This window comes from Gordonia sp. WA4-43 (assembly GCF_020520305.1).
GTDB lineage: Bacteria > Actinomycetota > Actinomycetes > Mycobacteriales > Mycobacteriaceae > Gordonia > Gordonia hongkongensis.
Window position 1 is genome coordinate 3771863 of the sequence record NZ_CP084736.1, and the last position, 16002, is coordinate 3787864.

Consider the following 16002-nt stretch of genomic DNA (forward strand, 5'->3'; position numbering starts at 1 on the left):
TCAGTGGTGGAAGTGTGACCCGTCGCCCTCGCGTGGCATCGGGCTCTCCAGGCGATTGAGGAAGTCGACCTCGGTCCGGATGTCGGCGATGAGTGCACGGGCGAGGTCGTGACTCAGCCCGGCGCGCACGACGATTCGCTGCACGGTCAGGTCGGCGAGGTCGTCGGCCATCGGGTATGCGGGAACCAGCCAGCCCTTCATGCGCAGCCGGTCGGACAGGTCGTAGAGGTTCCAGTTCTCGCTGTGCCCGGCCTTCAGTTTCCAGGCGAAGACCGGGATCGTGTCGCCCTTGCTGACCAGTTCGAGGCCGTCGATCTGGGCGATCTGTCCGGAAAGCCATTGCGCCACATCGAGAGAACCCTGCTGGACCTGGGTGAAGCCGTCGCGCCCGAGCCGCAGGAACACGTAGTATTGCAGCAGGACCTGTGCGCCGGGGCGGGAGAAGTTGAGTGCCAGGGTCGGCATGTCGCCGCCGAGGTAGGAGCAGTGGAACACCATGCTCTCGGGCAGTGCGTCGGTGTCGCGCCACACGATCCAGCCGACACCGGGATAGACCAGTCCGTATTTGTGGCCCGAGGTGTTGATCGAGACCACGCGATCGACACGGAAGTCCCATTCGAGGTCCGGCTGACAGAAGGGGGCGATCATCGCACCCGACGCGCCGTCGATGTGGATCTTGACGTCGAGTCCGGTGTCGGCCTGGATCTCGTCGAGCTTGGCCGCGATCGCGGTCACCGGCTCGTACATCCCGGTGTAGGTCTGTCCCATGATGGCGACGACCCCGATCGTGTTCTCGTCCACGTACTTCTCGAGCTCGTGACCGTCGAGGACGAGGTGGTCGGGGCTGATCGGTACCCATTTGGGCTCGACCTCGAAGTAGTTGCAGAACTTCTCCCAGCACACCTGGACCGCCGTCGACAGCACGATGTTGGGATTCTCGGTCGACTTGCCCTCGGCGCGGCGCCGGGTCTGCCAGTGCCGTTTGAGCGCGAGCCCACCGAGCATGCAGGCCTCCGACGAGCCGATCGTCGAGGTACCGATCGCGTTGTCGACGTCCGGGTTGTGCCACAGGTCGGCGAGGATTCGCCAGCACCGGTCCTCGATCGCGGCCGTCTGCGGGTACTCGTCCTTGTCGATCATGTTCTTGTCGAAGGTCTCCGAGTACAACTTCTTCGCCTCGTCGTCCATCCACGTCGACACAAAGGTCGCGAGGTTGAGGCGGGCGTTCCCGTCGAGCATCGCCTCGTCGTGGACGATCTGATAAGCCGTGTCGGGCAACAACATCGAGTCGCCCAGCGCGAACTTGGGGAGGTCGGTGGCCTCGCCTTCGCGGTTGAAGACGGTGCGCAGGGTCATCGCATCGCCGATGTTGGTGGTGGCGCGGGCGCCACCGCTCTTGTTGTGGACGCCCGGGTCGGTGGTCATGGACATCGAACCTATCCGACCCGGACGACCGGCGGGTGGCGATCTTTCACCCTCGCCCCGCGTTTGCGTGGATCACCTCCCGCAGGTAGACGGCCAGGCCGGGCGCCTGCTCGTCGTAGTGTGCGGTGAACCGCGGGTCCGCGACGTACATGTCGGCGAGGCAGACCTGCATGTCGTGATCGCAGTCGTAGAAGCGCCCGATCTGTGCGCGGTGCTCTTCGGCGAGCGAGTTCGCCTCGGCGGTACCAGGAGTCACCCCGCGACGCATCGCGTCCGCGAGCCGCCGTTCCAGGTCGTCGGTCTCGTCCTTGATGCGCTGCCAGTCCTCCTTGGAGAACTGCCCGGTCCGCTTCTGGCTCTGCTTCCACGCGTCGGTGTTCCCCCAGCGTTCCTCGGCCTCGGCGGCGTACTCCTCGCCTGGCCATTGGTCGCCGAAGATCTCGGCCTGCTCGGCCGCCGACAGGGCGATGCCTTCCTTCTTTGCGTTCATCATCTCCTCCAGTGAGGCGACCATCCGGAGCAGGCGATCGATCCGTTCGGTCAGCAGCTCGCGCTGCGTCTCGAGGTGACCCATGGGGTCCACGTCCGGATCGTCGAGCAGGGTCGCTATCTGCTCAAGGGAAAAGCCCAGCTCACGGTAGGTGAGTACCTGGTGGAGACGTTCGACGTCGGTGTCGTCGTAGACGCGGTACCCGGCTGGTGTCCGACCGGATGGCACCACCAGGCCGATCTGGTCGTAGTGATGCAGCGTGCGGATGCTGACGCCGACGATGCCGGCGACGACACCGACGGTCAGCTCCCGGGTGTCCACCTTCGAAGTGTGCTTTTCCTCGCTCACATCGACAACCCTGCTGCCTGACGTCGCGTGAGGGTCAAGCGAGCGGAGCGATCGGTGGACGGCTCATGCCGTCGGCGTCATAGAAACTTGACATGTGTATCAGATTGGAAACTAGGGTACGGGTGCACCGAGCTCGGGCCGTCGGCCCGATAGTGTTGATATCACCTGCAACATCAGTAACACGCGTACCACGATCTGGAGTCACCGCATGTCCGTGCCGTATGGCCGCAGCCCCCGCCGAGGCCTCGGCATCCGAGCCCTGTTGACCGCGGCGGCCACCGTAGTCGCTCTCCTCGTCGGACTCGTCACGGCCGGCGGGGCCCAGGCAGCGGACGGATACCCATACGTGAATCTGGGTGACAGCTACACCGCGGGCGCATCGGTGTTCCCCCAGGCGACGAGTGCGGCGACCTTCTGCTCGAACTCGGCGATCAACTACTCCAGCCTCGTTGCCAAACGACGCGGTACCGAGGTCGTCGATGTCAGTTGCGCGGGCGCGACGACCGAAGACCTGACGAAGTCGCAGTATCGGTGGCAGGGACCGCAGATCAGCGCGATCGGACCGGACACCCGCTTGATCACCCTCACGATCGGCGCGAACAACAACGGACTGTTCAGCAATTCGACCTCGGCCTGCCAGCGGGCGTGGATGTCCGCGCCGTTGTCGGCGACCCCATGTCGCGACGAGTTCGGTACCTCGTTGGTCGACAAGATCAACTCCTCGTCCTACCCCGACCTCGTGGACGCCCTGCGCCTCGTCGGCCGCGAAGCGCCGCGCGCACGCGTCGTCCTCGTCGGATATCCGCAGATCTTCCCGGCCACGGGTTCGGCGCTCTGCTCGGCGTCGTTGCTCACGACACCCGGGGACACCGCATACCTGCATCGTGTCTTCAAAGCCCTCAACGACGCCATGCGCCGCGCCGCCGCAGCCACCCGCGTGACCTTCGTCGACATGACCAAGGTCTCCGCGGGCCACGACGCCTGCGCGGGCGAACGGCGATGGGTCGAGCCGACGCTGGGTGCGGTCAGCTTCCCCGCGATGCACGCCAACGCGCACGGCCAGAAGGCGATGGCTGACCAGGTCGTCGCCGCACTGCGCTGAGGGGTGGCTTCGAGGCTGCTCGCGTGGGGACCTCTGACCTCAAAGCGTCGACGTGCTGCTCTTCTCCGCGTAGGCGCGTGCGTGAGAAAGCAGTGACTCGGCCGGCGGGGTGAGATCCGTTGTGCGACTGATCATCGAGACGTGAAGGTAGCTCTCCGGCACGATGCGGTGGACGGTGGCGCCGGCCTGCAACGCGGTACGGGTCCACGACGACGGCATGATCGCATGTCCGATTCCCTCGGTGACCATGGGCAGGATCGATGTCCGATGCGCGACTTCGACTGCGATCGTGATGTCGACGCCGCTCGCGAGGATGTCATCGACGAGAGCGCGCATCAACGATCCCCGTTGGGAAACGATCAGTCGCATTCCGGTCAGGTCGGTGCGGGCGACGTCGCCCGCGGGTGGGGCTTGGGGGGCTGATCCGCATATCAGGACAAGCGGTTGACTCTCGAGCTGGACGACATCGAGATCGGTTGCCTTGAAAAGGGTTTCGGAGCCGAGAACGCCGATCTCGGAGTCCCCGGAACGAACGGACCTGACCACTTCGTCGGGGACGAAGGCGGCCTTCGAGTTCACCGTCACCCGTGGGTACTGATGGGCGAAGGCGGCGAGGATGCTGGTCAGCGGTTCGATCCCCGGCGACGGCATGGTGATCAGATCCACGGTCCCGGCGCGCAACTGACGGACCGCCTGCACCGACGCGCGGGCGTTCTCCAGATCGCGCAGGACGACACGGGCGGGGCCGATGAGCTCCCGTCCCGCGTCGCTCAAGACCAACCTGCGGCCGATCCGATGGAACAGCGGCACGCCGAGGTCTCGTTCGAGGGTCGAGACGGCCTGGGACAACGAGGGCTGTGCGATGAACAGCTTGTCGGCGGCCTTGCTGATACCCCCCTCGTCGACGACCGCAAGGAAGTACCTCAGCTGGCGCGCATCCATCGCGGAACCCTCCCTAGCTCTACTTATAGGCCAATTCTATATTCAGGATCGGGTTTCGGTCTTGGACGCCCCCGCTGTGTGAGCGGTTAATGGTGTGCAGCAACAATGTGACTTGCACAACACACCGGAGGTACCACCAGCATGACCGCTCAGACATTCTCCATCGCCGCCATCCCCGCCGACGGGGTCGGCAAAGAGGTCGTCGAAGCCGGCCGCCGTGTCCTCGACAGCCTGGCTGAGCAGTCCGCGGGCAAGTTCGAGTTCCAGTGGGAGGAGTTCGACTGGGGTTCGGAGTACTACGACCGCAACGGCGTCATGATGCCCGCCGACGGCCTCGAGACCCTGAAGCGCTTCGACGCGATCTACTTCGGCGCCGTGGGCTGGGAGAACGTCCCCGACCACATCAGCCTGTGGGGGCTGCGTCTCAACATCACCCAGAACTTCGATCAGTGGGCGAACATCCGGCCGGTCAAGTTCCTGCCGGGCATCGTCTCTCCGCTCCGCAAGGCCGACAACACCGAACTCGACTGGGTCGTCGTCCGCGAGAACAGCGAGGGCGAATACGCCGGCCTCGGCGGCCGCAACCTCAGCGGTCGCGGGCCGGGCAACGAGGTCGCCCTGCAGACCGCGCTGTTCACCGAAAAGGGATGCGAGCGCATCATGCGCTTCGCGTTCGATCTGGCCCGCACCCGCACGGTCAAGAAGGTCTCCAGCGTCACCAAGTCCAACGCGCAGCAGTACGGCATGGTCCTGTGGGACGAGGTCTTCGAACGTGTCGCCCTCGACTACCCCGACGTCGCCACCGAGAGCGTGCTCGTCGACGCCATGAGCGCGAAGTTCATCCTGCACCCGGAGGACCTGTCGGTCGTGGTCGCCTCGAACCTCAACGCCGACATCCTCTCCGACCTCGGCTCGGCCCTCGCCGGAAGCCTGGGCATCGCAGCGAGTGCCAACCTCAACCCCGAGCGCCGTTTCCCGAGCATGTTCGAGCCCGTCCACGGCTCGGCTCCCGACATCGCCGGCCTCGGGATCAGCAACCCGATCGGCGCGATCGCCAGTGCCGCGCTCATGCTCGACCACTTCGGCCTGCATGAGGAGGCACGCCGTGTCGAGGCAGCCATCGAACACGCCACCGCCGCGGGGGTCAGCACCCGCGACATCGGCGGCAGCGCCGACACCGCGCAGGTCACCGATGCGGTGGTCGCGGCCCTGCAGCTGACCGCACCGGCCGTCGACCAGCTCGCCAACGCCTGAGTTCTCCTCCGGCGAGTGACAAGGAGATCACGCGATGAACATCGATACCGCTGAGGGCAACATCCCCAGCTACGCAAAGAAGCGCTGGTACAAGCAGCTGTACTTCTGGGTCCTGGTCGCCATCGTCGTCGGCATCGCCGTCGGATGGCTGGCCCCGGCGGTCGGGGTGGCCATGGAGCCGGTCGGCACCACCTTCATCACCGCGATGAAGATGCTCATCGGCCCGATCGTCTTCCTCACCATCGTCGGAGGAATCGCCAGCGTCGCCGATCTGAAACGGGTCGGGCTGACCGGGGTGAAAGCGCTCACCTACTTCCAGGTGGGCACGATCATCGCCATGATCACCGGCCTGGTCGCGATCAACATCTTCCGCCTCGGCGACGGTGTCAACGCCGATGTGAGCAAGATCGAGACGACCGATTCGGCCGAGAAGTTGATCACCACCGGCGAAACGAAGCAGTGGTGGGAGTTCATCACCCACATCGTGCCGGAGAGTGTCGTCAGCCCGTTCGTCGAAGGCGACATCCTGCAGATCATCTTCCTCGCGGTGATCTTCGGTGTTGCGCTCAACGCGGTCGGGCAGACCCTGGGCGGGCCGGTCCTGGCCATGGTCAACCGGCTGACGGCGATCACGTTCAAGATCCTCGGCTACATCATGAAGTTGGCCCCGCTGGGTGCCTTTGGCGCGATGGCCTACGCGATCGGCAAGTACGGGATCTCCACGCTCACCAGCCTGGGCAGCCTGATCCTGCTGTTCTACGTCACCTCGGCGCTGTTCGTGTTCGTGGTCCTCGGGTCGGTCATGGCCTACCTGCGGCTCAACATCTTCTCGATGTTGAAGTACTTCCGCGAAGAGCTGCTGCTCATCCTGGGCACCTCGACTGCCGAGCCGGCTCTGCCGGGACTCATGCGGAAGATGGAGCACGCCGGCGTGAGCAAGCCGACCGTCGGTCTGGTCGTACCCACGGGCTACAGCTTCAACCTCGACGGTGCCGCGATCTACCTGTCCCTGGCCGCGCTCTACCTGGCCCAGGCGACCAACACCGATCTCACGATCGGCCAGCAGATCGGCCTGCTCGCCGTGATGTTGCTGACCTCCAAGGGTGCGGCGGGTGTCGCCGGCGGCGGGTTCATCGCCCTCACCGCGACGCTGAGCACGATCGGCCACATCCCGGCCATCGCGATCATGCTCATCTTCGGCATCGACAAGTTCATGTCCGAATGCCGGGCTCTGGTCAACTTCATCGGCAACGCGGTGGCCACGCTGTTCGTCGCCAAGTGGAACAAGGAGCTCGACGTCGATCGGGCACGGAAGGTGTTCGCCGGAGAGGACGTCCCGCCACTGGAAGACGCGGCGGACCCTACCGGAGATCCGACGGACCCGGATGAGCCGATCACCCAGGACATCCCGATCACCGATGCCGAGCGTGTGCTGGAGAGCGGCTCCTCGACACACTCCGGGGAAGCAGACCGCCTGACCGGCCAACGTATCTGACCGGCACGAAGCTTCGGTTGCGGCTCGGCAGGCCCGCGGGCCCCGAGCCGCAACCGATCCACCACCACTGAAAGGCACCAGCACCATGCACGCCCTCATCGCCCCGGACAAGTTCAAGGGCAGCCTCACCGCCCGGGAGGTGGCCGACAGTCTTGCCGAGGGGATGAGGGCGTCGGGTGCTGAGATCACTACCCTCCCCCTGGCCGACGGCGGAGACGGAAGCGTCGACGCAGCCGTCTCCGCGGGACTCCGCCACGAGCGGATCCGCGTCGCCGCGGCCCTCGGCGATCTCCACACCGCGTCGTACGCGCACAACGCATGCACCGCTGTTGTGGAGATCGCCAACACCTGCGGACTGGTCACCCTGCCCGCAGGCCACAAAGACCCGCTGCGAGCCTCCAGCCTGGGAGCAGGGCAAGCCCTGCGAGCGGCGCTGCGACACCGGACCTCTCGGGTGGTCCTCGCTCTCGGTGGGAGTGCGAGCTCGGACGCGGGCGTCGGCCTGCTGTCCGCCCTCGGGTTCACCTTCCGCGACGACGCGGGAGAGATCCTCACCCCCGACGCCGCCTCGCTGCCGCACATCGCCCGGATCGAGGGGCACTCCCTGCCCGGACTGGACGACGTCGAACTGCTCATCGCCGGCGACGTCACCAACCCGCTGACCGGACCCGACGGTGCCGCGCACGTCTACGGCCCGCAGAAGGGCGCCGACACCGCGACCGTGCAGTGGCTCGACGCCGCCGCCACGAAGTTCGTGGATGTTCTCAGCCACAACGGGTTTCCCGCCGCGCACGCGATCGCCGCGAACGCCGGCGCCGGTGCGGCCGGTGGCGCTGGATTCGCCGCCATGCTCTTGGGCGGGCGCATGGTGTCCGGCGCCGACTTCTTCCTCGACCTCCTCGACTTCGACGCGCACCGCGCCACCGCCGATCTCGTCATCACCGGCGAGGGACGAATCGACCGCCAGACCACGCACGGGAAGTTGCTGTCGGCCCTGGCCGCCCGCGCCCACCCGACTCCGGTCGTCGCCGTGGCCGGCCGAAACGACCTGCCGAGGCAGGAGTGGGCGCAGGGCGGTTTCACCGCCGTCCACGCGCTGGCCGACCTCACCACGCTCGACACCGCCGCCGACCCCGCACTCACGAGACGACTGCTGACACAGGTCGGCCGTGACATCGCGCGCGAGCACAGCCGGTCGGCCGCGGGTGCCCGCGGCCATGCCGGTCAACGCGCGGTGTCGTAAGTCGACCATCGAACCCGTTCCCCGCACCAGCCCGACAACGAAAGCACCCTGATGCGACGCACCAAGATCGTGTGCACCCTGGGCCCGGCCACCGCGGCCCCCGAACAACTCAAAGACCTCGTTGCCACCGGAATGGATGTCGCGCGGCTCAACTTCAGCCACGGCACCCACGACGACCACGCCACCATGTACGAACGGGTGCGCCGAGCCGCCGAGGACGTCGGCCGGCCCGTCGGCATACTCGCCGATCTCCAGGGCCCCAAGATTCGTCTGGGTGCGTTCGACGAGGAAAGCACGAAGAGCGGAGTGTATTGGGCCACAGGCGAAACGGTCCGCATCACCGTGGCCGACGTCGACGGTACCCACGACCGTGTGTCGACGACCTATGTCCGGCTGGCACAGGATGCTGTCGCAGGTGACCGAGTCCTGGTCGACGACGGCAAGGTCGGATTGGTCGTGACTGCCGTCGAGGGTGACGACGTCGTCTGTGAAGTCGTCGAAGGTGGACCGGTCAGCAATCACAAGGGCCTTTCCGTCCCGGGTATGAACGTCTCCGCACCCGCGCTGTCGGCCAAAGACGTCACCGACCTCGACTTCGCGCTGCGTCTCGGAGTGGACATGATCGCGTTGTCGTTCGTCCGCGACCCCTCCGACATCGAATCGGTCCACGAGGTCATGGACGCGGTCGGCCGACGGGTCCCGGTGATCGCGAAACTCGAGAAGCCGGAGGCGATCACCGATCTCGAGCCGATCGTCTCCGTTTTCGACGCGGTGATGGTCGCTCGCGGCGACCTGGGTGTGGAAGTTCCCCTCGAAGAGGTCCCGCTCGTGCAGAAGCAGGTCATCGACACAGCTCGCGCGCAGGCGAAGCCGGTGATCGTCGCGACCCAGATGCTCGACTCGATGATCACGAATTCGCGGCCAACGCGGGCCGAGGCGTCCGATGTGGCCAACGCGGTGCTCGACGGAGCCGACGCAGTAATGCTCTCCGGCGAGACCTCCGTAGGCGAGTATCCGCGCGAGGCGGTCGCGACCATGGACCGGATCGCCCGAACGGTCGAGTCCGGACCCCGGCGGGTGCCCCCGCTGCAGCACGTTCCGCAGACCCAACGCGGTGTGCTGTCCTATGCAGCCCGCGACATCGCCGACCGGCTCAACGCCACTGCGCTGGTGGCGTTCACCGAATCCGGGGACACCGTGCGGCGACTGGCGCGTCTGCATCCGCGGCTCCCGCTCCTCGCGTTCGCGGCGGATTCGGACGTCCGCAATCAGCTCACCCTCAGCTGGGGTACCGAGATCTTCGACGTCACCAACGCGGTGAGCACCGATGACCTGATCGAGGAAGTCGACCGCCAGCTCATCCGAACCAACCGCCTCGCCAAGGGCGACACCGTCGTGGTTCTCGCCGGAGCGCCGCCCGGGGTCTCAGGGTCGACGAACCTGATCACCGTGCACCGGATCGGCGAAGCCGACCACTGATCGACAAAGGAAGGCACACGATGGCGACCGTCGTGATCACCACCGACTTCCTCGTACACGGGGACCGGGTCCACCGAGCACTCACCGGCTCCGGCCACGAAGTCCGCTACGTCCGGAACCCCAACGGAGCGGACGACATCCTGGCCGGTGCAGATGCCGCGATCGTGGGTGGCGAACCGATCACCGCACCGATGATGGCCGCAGCGCCGACACTGCGTATCGTCGCACGCTCCGGCGTCGGTCACGACGCGGTCGACGACGCCACAGCAGCGGATCTCGGAATCTGGGTCACCAACACACCCGGCGTCAACCACCATTCCGTGGCCGAGATGACGTTCGCGTTGCTCCTCGACGTCGCCCGTTCCGTTTCGTCGGTGTCCGCGGCCGTGCAGTCCGGACAGTGGCCGCGGCAGGGCGGTACCGAGCTACGGGGAGCCGTCCTCGGCGTCATCGGATTCGGGCCGAGCGGGCAGGCCGTCACCGGCATCGCCCGCGCATTCGGGATGACCGTACTGGTCCACACCCGCCACCCACGCCCGCCCCGGGGCGGTGTCACCTTCGTCGACCTCGACACCCTCTGCGCCAGTGCCGATTACATCAGCCTTCACAGCAAGGCCGACGCGTCCAACGTCCACTTGATCAACGCCGAGCGGCTTGCCGTGATGAAACCCTCTGCCGTGCTGGTCAACACCGCCCGCGGGTCACTGGTCGACCACGACGCACTCATCGATGCACTCGACGGTGGCCGGCTCGCCGCCGCCGCGCTCGACGTCGTCGACATCGAGCCACTGCCGCCGACTTCCGCGCTCCGGGGACGAGACAATGTGATCATCACCTCGCATCTGGCCGGTCAAACCGAGCAGGCCCGGTCCCGGGCGGGCATCATCGCCGCCGAGAACGTCATCGCCGCCCTCACCGGGAGGCGCCCGCCGAACCCGGTCAACACGCCCAGAATGGCCGGTCCGACAATCGCTTCCGCCTGAATACGCCCGCAAGGACATACGATGCGCCCCAACACTCGCCCTGATGACGATTCCAGCAGCTCCCCGCGAGTAATTGCTGCCACCGGTGCCCGACCCGCGAACATGACGGCCCAGGAATACGACACCGCCACGCAGCGCTACCACCGCGGCATCGGCGTGCGACTGCCCGGCGCCCACGCCGACAACTGGGACTGGCAACTCCGAGCCCGCTGCCGCGACCTTCCCGTCGACCACTTCTACCCGCGGTTCGGGTTGAGGGGGCACGAACGCCGTGAGGTCGAAGCCAACGCCAAGGCCATCTGTCACGGCTGCCCGGTCCGCATCGACTGCCGGACCCATGCGCTCAGAGTCCGCGAACCGTACGGCGTCTGGGGTGGGCTCACCGCACACGAGCGAGCCGTCGCCACGCGCGGCGAGAATCCATAGCCAGAACGACCCACGCAGGCAGGTCGTTCGCCCAGCCGGAGGCCGCTCCCGGAAGATGTGGCGATCAGGAAGTCGAGGTCACGGTGCGAAGCCGATGACCGCGGTGCCCTTCTGGCAGGCCGCAAGGACGCCTTCGAGCTGAGACGGCGCGCAGGTCCAGCCGGCCACCGACTGCTGTTGACCGGTGGTGATCTTAGGTCCGTACTGGGTGGCGATGGTCCGTGCCGAATCGCAGGACACGTCGCCGGCGAGGATCATGACACGCAACGCGCCGTCGGGGCCCGGGATGGTGCCGCAAGTGGTGTCGGAGTCGTCGGACGCGGTCGCACTCGACGCCGTGGTCGACACCGGCTTGCGGCCGGGGACCACCGGCGGCGAGGTGGCGGGCTGTTCGGCGGACGGTGGTCCCGACTCCGCGGCGCCGGCCTGAGAGGTCGACGAAGCGGTGGTCACGTCCTGTTCCGCGCCGCAGGCCACGAGCGTCGACATCGCCGCCGCTAGTCCCAGGGCCGCCGCCGCGACCCTGATCGGTCGGCGAGAGCGGCTCGTGGTGGGACCGGTGGGACGAGTTCTGCGCGACATGGTTCACCACGGTAGCGAATGCGGTGTCGTCGACCGCACCGGTGGCCGGTGCCGGCCGTCGGTTTGGGATGGGCGCGTCCGACCTGCGAAGATGCTGCACGTGAGCAGTACCGGAATCGAAGTCGCCGACCCCACCTACGCCGTCGGCACCACCCTCGCCGGCACCCGCGGGCGCACGGGGACGATCACCACACCGCATGGACCGATCCACACCCCCGCGTTCATCCCCGTCGGTACCAAGGCGACCGTGAAGACGGTCCTCCCGGAATCGGTCTCCGCCCTCGGCGCGCAGGCCGTGCTCGCCAACGCCTACCACCTGTACCTGCAGCCCGGGCCGGAGATCATCGACGCGGCCGGCGGGCTCGGCGCGTTCATGAACTGGCGGGGGCCCACGTACACCGACAGCGGCGGCTTCCAGGTGATGTCGCTGGGTGCGGGGTTCAAGAAGGTCATCTCGATGGAGGCCACCGGCACCCCCGACGACGACCTCACCGCCAACGGCAAAGAACGGCTCTCGCGGGTCGACGACGACGGGGTGACCTTCAAGTCGCACCTCGACGGTTCGGCGCATCGCTTCACGCCGGAGGTGTCGATGCAGATCCAGCACCAGCTGGGCGCCGACATCATCTTCGCCTTCGACGAGCTGACCACCCTGATGAACACTCGCGAGTACCAGGTGAACTCGCTCGAGCGCACCCGGTTGTGGGCGATTCGCTGTCTCGCCGAACACAATCGGTTGAGCGTCGAGCGCGCACACCGGCCACAACAGTCGCTCTGGGGGGTCATCCAGGGCGCCCAGTACGAGGATCTGCGGCGCAAGGCCGCTCGCGACCTCGTCGCGTTGAGCGAGGCGGACCGCGCTGCCGGCGGAAAGGGCTTCGGCGGGTACGGCATCGGCGGAGCACTCGAGAAGGACAACCTCGGCACCATCGTCGGTTGGGTCAACGACGAACTCCCGGAGGGCTCCCCGAAGCACCTCTTGGGGATCAGTGAACCCGACGACATCTTCACCGCCATCGAGAACGGCGTCGACACCTTCGACTGCGTGTCGCCGACCCGGGTCGCCCGCAACGGTGCGATCTACTCACTCGACGGCCGGTACAACGTCACGAATGCCAAGTATCGCAGTGACTTCCGGCCGCTCGACCCTGAGGTCGAGAACTACACGTCGCAGTACAGCCGGGCCTACCTGCATCATCTGTTCAAGGCGAAGGAAGGCCTCGGCCCCACGCTGGCGACGCTGCACAACGTGTCCTTCATCGTCACGCTCGTCGACCGGGCCCGCCAGGCCATCGAGAACGGCACATACACCGAGTACCGCGACGAGTTCCTCCGGCGTTACTACGGAGGTCCCCGGTAGGCGTGACCATTGCTCAGAACGGTGGCGGGTTGGCGTCGTTCCAGCGCTTCTCGGCGCGTTGGTGGCGTCGGAAGTCGTTGTCGCGCTGGGTGTTGAGTCTGTCTCGGGCGGGGTGATCGGGTGACCGTCTGGGGAAGAGCTTGTTGAACAGGTCGCGTCCGCTGAAGGCGTTGCCGACGAACATGTGCCCGGTGGGTGTGGTGAACCAGGCGGTCTGGAGTTCGTCTTGGTGGTCCTGCCAGCTGGTGAAGGTCTTGATGCGGTGATGGAACCGGCACAGCGGTTTGAGGTTGCGCGCATCGGTCGGGCCACCGCGACGCGGGTCGGCGTGGTCGAAGGGTTCGGTGTGGTCGAGATCGATCTGCCAGACCGGGGCGTTGCAGCCGGGGAAGGTGCAGCACAGTTCGCCGGCGCGCACCAGCGCCTGCAGCTTCTTCGAGGGGGTGTATCGCGTTGTCGAACTGTCCGCGTCGGGAGGCGGTGAACCGTCGGGTGCGTCGGGTGCGGGATGGATGTAGGTGCGGCGGGCTTCGGCGAGGAGTGTTCGGGCGGTGTCGGCGTCGATGATGCCGTGGCGGTCGAGGAAGGCGGGGTCGTCGTCGAGGCCGATCAGGGTCGACAGGTTCACCACGACGTGGAAAGTCGCGCGCGGCGCGGGTGAGTCCGACGCCGAGGCGGCCGGCGCGGCCGGGTCATCGACAACGACGTCGGCTGACGGGTCGACGTCGTTGTCCGCATCCACCATCTCAGCAGCTGATGTAGGCGGCTCGGCGGTATCCACTGTCGCTGCATCGAGGTCTGGTGCTGTGTCGGGTTCGGTTGCGGTGATGACACAGTCGTCGCAGAGGCAGGTGATGGCGGCTTCACCCCGGGCGAGCGCTTTCAGAGCGTCGACTCGGCGGTTGGCCAACTTTCGAGGGTCACCGGCGTGGACCGCGGTGGCCATCGCCGTCAGGCGGGCGTCGAACTCGGCGGCATCAGCATTGGGCAGCGTGCCGGAGATCCGGGACTGCCCGGGTGTGAAGCGATCGGGGCTCACCGTCACCTTGCGATCACCCTTGACGCGTTCCTTACGTCGGCGGATCGCGTCGGGTGCCCACTTGGTGACGATGGAATCGACCATGGCGGTGAACCGGGCCGTCGACATCGGTGGGCGGGCGAAGATCGCTTCGGCGAGATGGGCGTCGACGGTCTGCATCTCTTCGTCGTCGGTGATGAGGTCGGTGCGTTTGAGGGCGATGAGGAAGCGGCGCTTGTCGATTCGACCGCACGCGAGTGCGTGTCCGGTGAAGGAGAGTCGGTAGCGCAGTGCGTCGCCGGCTTCGATGAGGTCTTTCGCCTCGGCCGGTGTCACGGTGAGGGTGGCGCCGACTTCGGCGATGGCCTGTTCGAGACCGTTCGGTCCGAACTGCTCGTAGGGGTTCTCACCCGCGGCCACTCGCGCGGACAGGGCATCGAAGGCCTCAATCGAATCAAGTTCGCCGCTGTGCGTCTCGGCGCGCCGCTGGGCGTAGTCCATCTCGCGTTCATCGTGAATGAGGCTGGCAACGACCATCATTCGATGCGCGGACGCTGCCGCCAAGCCCGCGCAGTGGTTGAGGACCTCGACGAGTTCGGATGCGGAGAGTTCATGGTCGGGACGAAAGCGCGGCTCGACCGACTCCTGTAATGGGTCCACCGATGTAGTGGATCTGGCCCCCGCCCCCGATGACATACCTCCACGATACTCGAATATATGTTCGAGTCAAGGGTGATCTCTGGATTTCTCGGGGTGGTCTGGCAATCGAATCACGCCGCACCGACAAGAGTGACGCGTCGCCTCGGTGGCCTCGACGGGCGTTGCGTCCTCGCTTCGCTCGGTCGAGCTGCTCGACCAGCGGGACACCGCGGCGGTGCTCGACCAGCAGAGGGCGGCGCACCACAACGAGCGACGGCGGACGGGTGTCAGCGGGAGTCCTCGGCAACCATCCGTTCGCGGATGCCGCCGGCGACCCCGGTGCTGTCCGGGTTGGGGTCGTGGATCGCACCCGCGTGCGGCTCGACCGGTGTCCCCTTCTCGGTCTCGGACTTCGCCGTCGCCGCCGAGAACCGCTCGGTGATCCCGGGCATGAGATGGTGAGAAGCGTTGGCGGCCTTGGCCTTGTAGCCGACCGGTTGGTCCAGCTTCGGGTCGGTGCAGGCTGCCACGATCGCGTCGACCACGATCTGCGGATCGTCCATCGCGGACATCCGCGGTTCGTGTCCGGTGTAGTTGGCGGCGTGGACCCACCATGGGGTGTCCACGGCCCACGGCATGATGGTGCCGACCTTGATGGCGTCGTCGCCGGCCATGCGCAGCTCTTCGCTGATCGAGTGCCCGAGGCTCCGAACCGCCGCTTTCGTTGCGGCGTAGGTGTTCTGGAGTGCGATGGGTACCTCGCTGTCGACCGAGCCCACGTTGATGAGTGTGCCGCGACCCTGCGACCGGAAGACGCGCAGCGCCGCATGTGCGCCGTAGATCAGGCCCTTCAGGTTCACGTCGACGAGGCGAGCGTGGTCCTCGATCGGGATGTCCCAGAAGTATCCGACCGCGCCGACGCCGACGTTGTTCACCCACACGTCGATCGACCCGAACCGTTCGAGCGCGGCGGACGCGAGATGGGCGACGGCACGCGGATCGCTGACATCGGTGGGCACCGCCAGCGCCGACCCGCCCTTGCCGGTGATCTCCGCGACGACCTCGTCGAGGACCGCGGTTCGACGCGCCGCGACGACGACGTTCGCGCCGAGTTCTCCGAGTCGCACCGCGGCGCCGCGTCCGAATCCGCTCGACGCGCCGGCGATGACGACGGTGGAGCCGTTGATTTCCTTGTTGTCTGTCATGGTGATCGCCT

Annotated in this window: 14 protein-coding genes; 8 read left to right on the forward strand and 6 right to left on the reverse strand. The window is 66.6% G+C overall.

The genetic code is table 11. From position 1 onward, the window contains the following. Positions 1-1425, reverse strand: a complete 1425-nt coding sequence (locus LEL84_RS16950; protein ID WP_137810091.1) for a glutamate decarboxylase — start codon at positions 1423-1425, stop codon at positions 1-3. 46 nt (positions 1426-1471) lie between these two features. Further along, positions 1472-2236: a MerR family transcriptional regulator gene (locus LEL84_RS16955; protein WP_226512250.1), complete on the reverse strand. Its 765-nt coding sequence runs from the start codon at positions 2234-2236 to the stop codon at positions 1472-1474. Between the two features lie 235 nt (positions 2237-2471). Between LEL84_RS16955 and LEL84_RS16960 the strand changes: the two genes are divergently transcribed. Next, positions 2472-3365, forward strand: a complete 894-nt coding sequence (locus tag LEL84_RS16960; RefSeq protein WP_226512251.1) for an SGNH/GDSL hydrolase family protein — start codon at positions 2472-2474, stop codon at positions 3363-3365. Between the two features lie 39 nt (positions 3366-3404). On the opposite strand, the gene LEL84_RS16965 is transcribed toward LEL84_RS16960, so the two are convergent. Further along, on the reverse strand, positions 3405-4307 hold the full coding sequence (locus LEL84_RS16965; protein ID WP_226512252.1) for a LysR family transcriptional regulator: 903 nt from the start codon (positions 4305-4307) through the stop codon (positions 3405-3407). 141 nt (positions 4308-4448) lie between these two features. Between LEL84_RS16965 and LEL84_RS16970 the strand changes: the two genes are divergently transcribed. From LEL84_RS16970 to LEL84_RS16995, 6 genes are all read left to right on the forward strand, one after another. Then, a complete protein-coding gene (locus tag LEL84_RS16970) occupies positions 4449-5561 on the forward strand; it encodes a tartrate dehydrogenase (protein ID WP_226512253.1) in 1113 nt (370 codons plus the stop codon). A 34-nt stretch (positions 5562-5595) separates the two neighbouring features. Next, positions 5596-7056 (forward strand): C4-dicarboxylate transporter DctA, encoded by a 1461-nt coding sequence (dctA, locus tag LEL84_RS16975; protein WP_226512254.1) that lies wholly within the window; start codon positions 5596-5598, stop codon positions 7054-7056. Between the two features lie 85 nt (positions 7057-7141). Then, positions 7142-8299 carry a glycerate kinase gene (locus LEL84_RS16980; protein WP_226512255.1) on the forward strand — a complete coding sequence of 386 codons (1158 nt, stop codon included), beginning with the start codon at positions 7142-7144 and terminating at the stop codon, positions 8297-8299. 48 nt (positions 8300-8347) lie between these two features. After that, positions 8348-9778 carry a pyruvate kinase gene (gene pyk / locus LEL84_RS16985; protein ID WP_226514336.1) on the forward strand — a complete coding sequence of 477 codons (1431 nt, stop codon included), beginning with the start codon at positions 8348-8350 and terminating at the stop codon, positions 9776-9778. A gap of 20 nt (positions 9779-9798) precedes the next feature. Then, entirely contained in the window at positions 9799-10761 is a 963-nt protein-coding gene (locus LEL84_RS16990; RefSeq protein ID WP_226512256.1) for a phosphoglycerate dehydrogenase, read from the forward strand. A gap of 21 nt (positions 10762-10782) precedes the next feature. Beyond that, entirely contained in the window at positions 10783-11187 is a 405-nt protein-coding gene (locus LEL84_RS16995) for a WhiB family transcriptional regulator (RefSeq protein WP_319005243.1), read from the forward strand. A gap of 78 nt (positions 11188-11265) precedes the next feature. Here LEL84_RS16995 and LEL84_RS17000 read toward each other — a convergent pair whose 3' ends face one another. Next, a complete protein-coding gene (locus tag LEL84_RS17000) occupies positions 11266-11769 on the reverse strand; it encodes a hypothetical protein (RefSeq protein WP_226512257.1) in 504 nt (167 codons plus the stop codon). Between the two features lie 91 nt (positions 11770-11860). On the opposite strand from LEL84_RS17000, the gene tgt reads away from it, so the two are divergent. Continuing rightward, a complete protein-coding gene (tgt, locus tag LEL84_RS17005; RefSeq protein WP_226512258.1) occupies positions 11861-13129 on the forward strand; it encodes a tRNA guanosine(34) transglycosylase Tgt in 1269 nt (422 codons plus the stop codon). Positions 13130-13142: 13 nt separating this feature from the next. On the opposite strand, the gene LEL84_RS17010 is transcribed toward tgt, so the two are convergent. Then, positions 13143-14843: a DUF222 domain-containing protein gene (locus tag LEL84_RS17010; RefSeq protein WP_413466871.1), complete on the reverse strand. Its 1701-nt coding sequence runs from the start codon at positions 14841-14843 to the stop codon at positions 13143-13145. Between the two features lie 230 nt (positions 14844-15073). Beyond that, positions 15074-15991, reverse strand: a complete 918-nt coding sequence (locus LEL84_RS17015) for an SDR family NAD(P)-dependent oxidoreductase (protein WP_226512260.1) — start codon at positions 15989-15991, stop codon at positions 15074-15076. Positions 15992-16002: the final 11 nt, after the last annotated feature.

What these genes read in the sequence shown, in the direction of transcription:
- LEL84_RS16950 (WP_137810091.1), bottom strand. Translation starts at nt 1,425, where the DNA reads ATGACCACCGACCCGGGCGTCCACAACAAGAGCGGTGGCGCCCGCGCC.
- LEL84_RS16960 (WP_226512251.1), top strand. Translation starts at nt 2,472, where the DNA reads ATGTCCGTGCCGTATGGCCGCAGCCCCCGCCGAGGCCTCGGCATCCGA.
- LEL84_RS16965 (WP_226512252.1), bottom strand. Translation starts at nt 4,307, where the DNA reads ATGGATGCGCGCCAGCTGAGGTACTTCCTTGCGGTCGTCGACGAGGGG.
- LEL84_RS16970 (WP_226512253.1), top strand. Translation starts at nt 4,449, where the DNA reads ATGACCGCTCAGACATTCTCCATCGCCGCCATCCCCGCCGACGGGGTC.
- dctA (WP_226512254.1), top strand. Translation starts at nt 5,596, where the DNA reads ATGAACATCGATACCGCTGAGGGCAACATCCCCAGCTACGCAAAGAAG.
- LEL84_RS16980 (WP_226512255.1), top strand. Translation starts at nt 7,142, where the DNA reads ATGCACGCCCTCATCGCCCCGGACAAGTTCAAGGGCAGCCTCACCGCC.
- LEL84_RS16990 (WP_226512256.1), top strand. Translation starts at nt 9,799, where the DNA reads ATGGCGACCGTCGTGATCACCACCGACTTCCTCGTACACGGGGACCGG.
- LEL84_RS16995 (WP_319005243.1), top strand. Translation starts at nt 10,783, where the DNA reads ATGCGCCCCAACACTCGCCCTGATGACGATTCCAGCAGCTCCCCGCGA.
- LEL84_RS17000 (WP_226512257.1), bottom strand. Translation starts at nt 11,769, where the DNA reads ATGTCGCGCAGAACTCGTCCCACCGGTCCCACCACGAGCCGCTCTCGC.
- tgt (WP_226512258.1), top strand. Translation starts at nt 11,861, where the DNA reads ATGCTGCACGTGAGCAGTACCGGAATCGAAGTCGCCGACCCCACCTAC.
- LEL84_RS17010 (WP_413466871.1), bottom strand. Translation starts at nt 14,843, where the DNA reads ATGTCATCGGGGGCGGGGGCCAGATCCACTACATCGGTGGACCCATTA.
- LEL84_RS17015 (WP_226512260.1), bottom strand. Translation starts at nt 15,991, where the DNA reads ATGACAGACAACAAGGAAATCAACGGCTCCACCGTCGTCATCGCCGGC.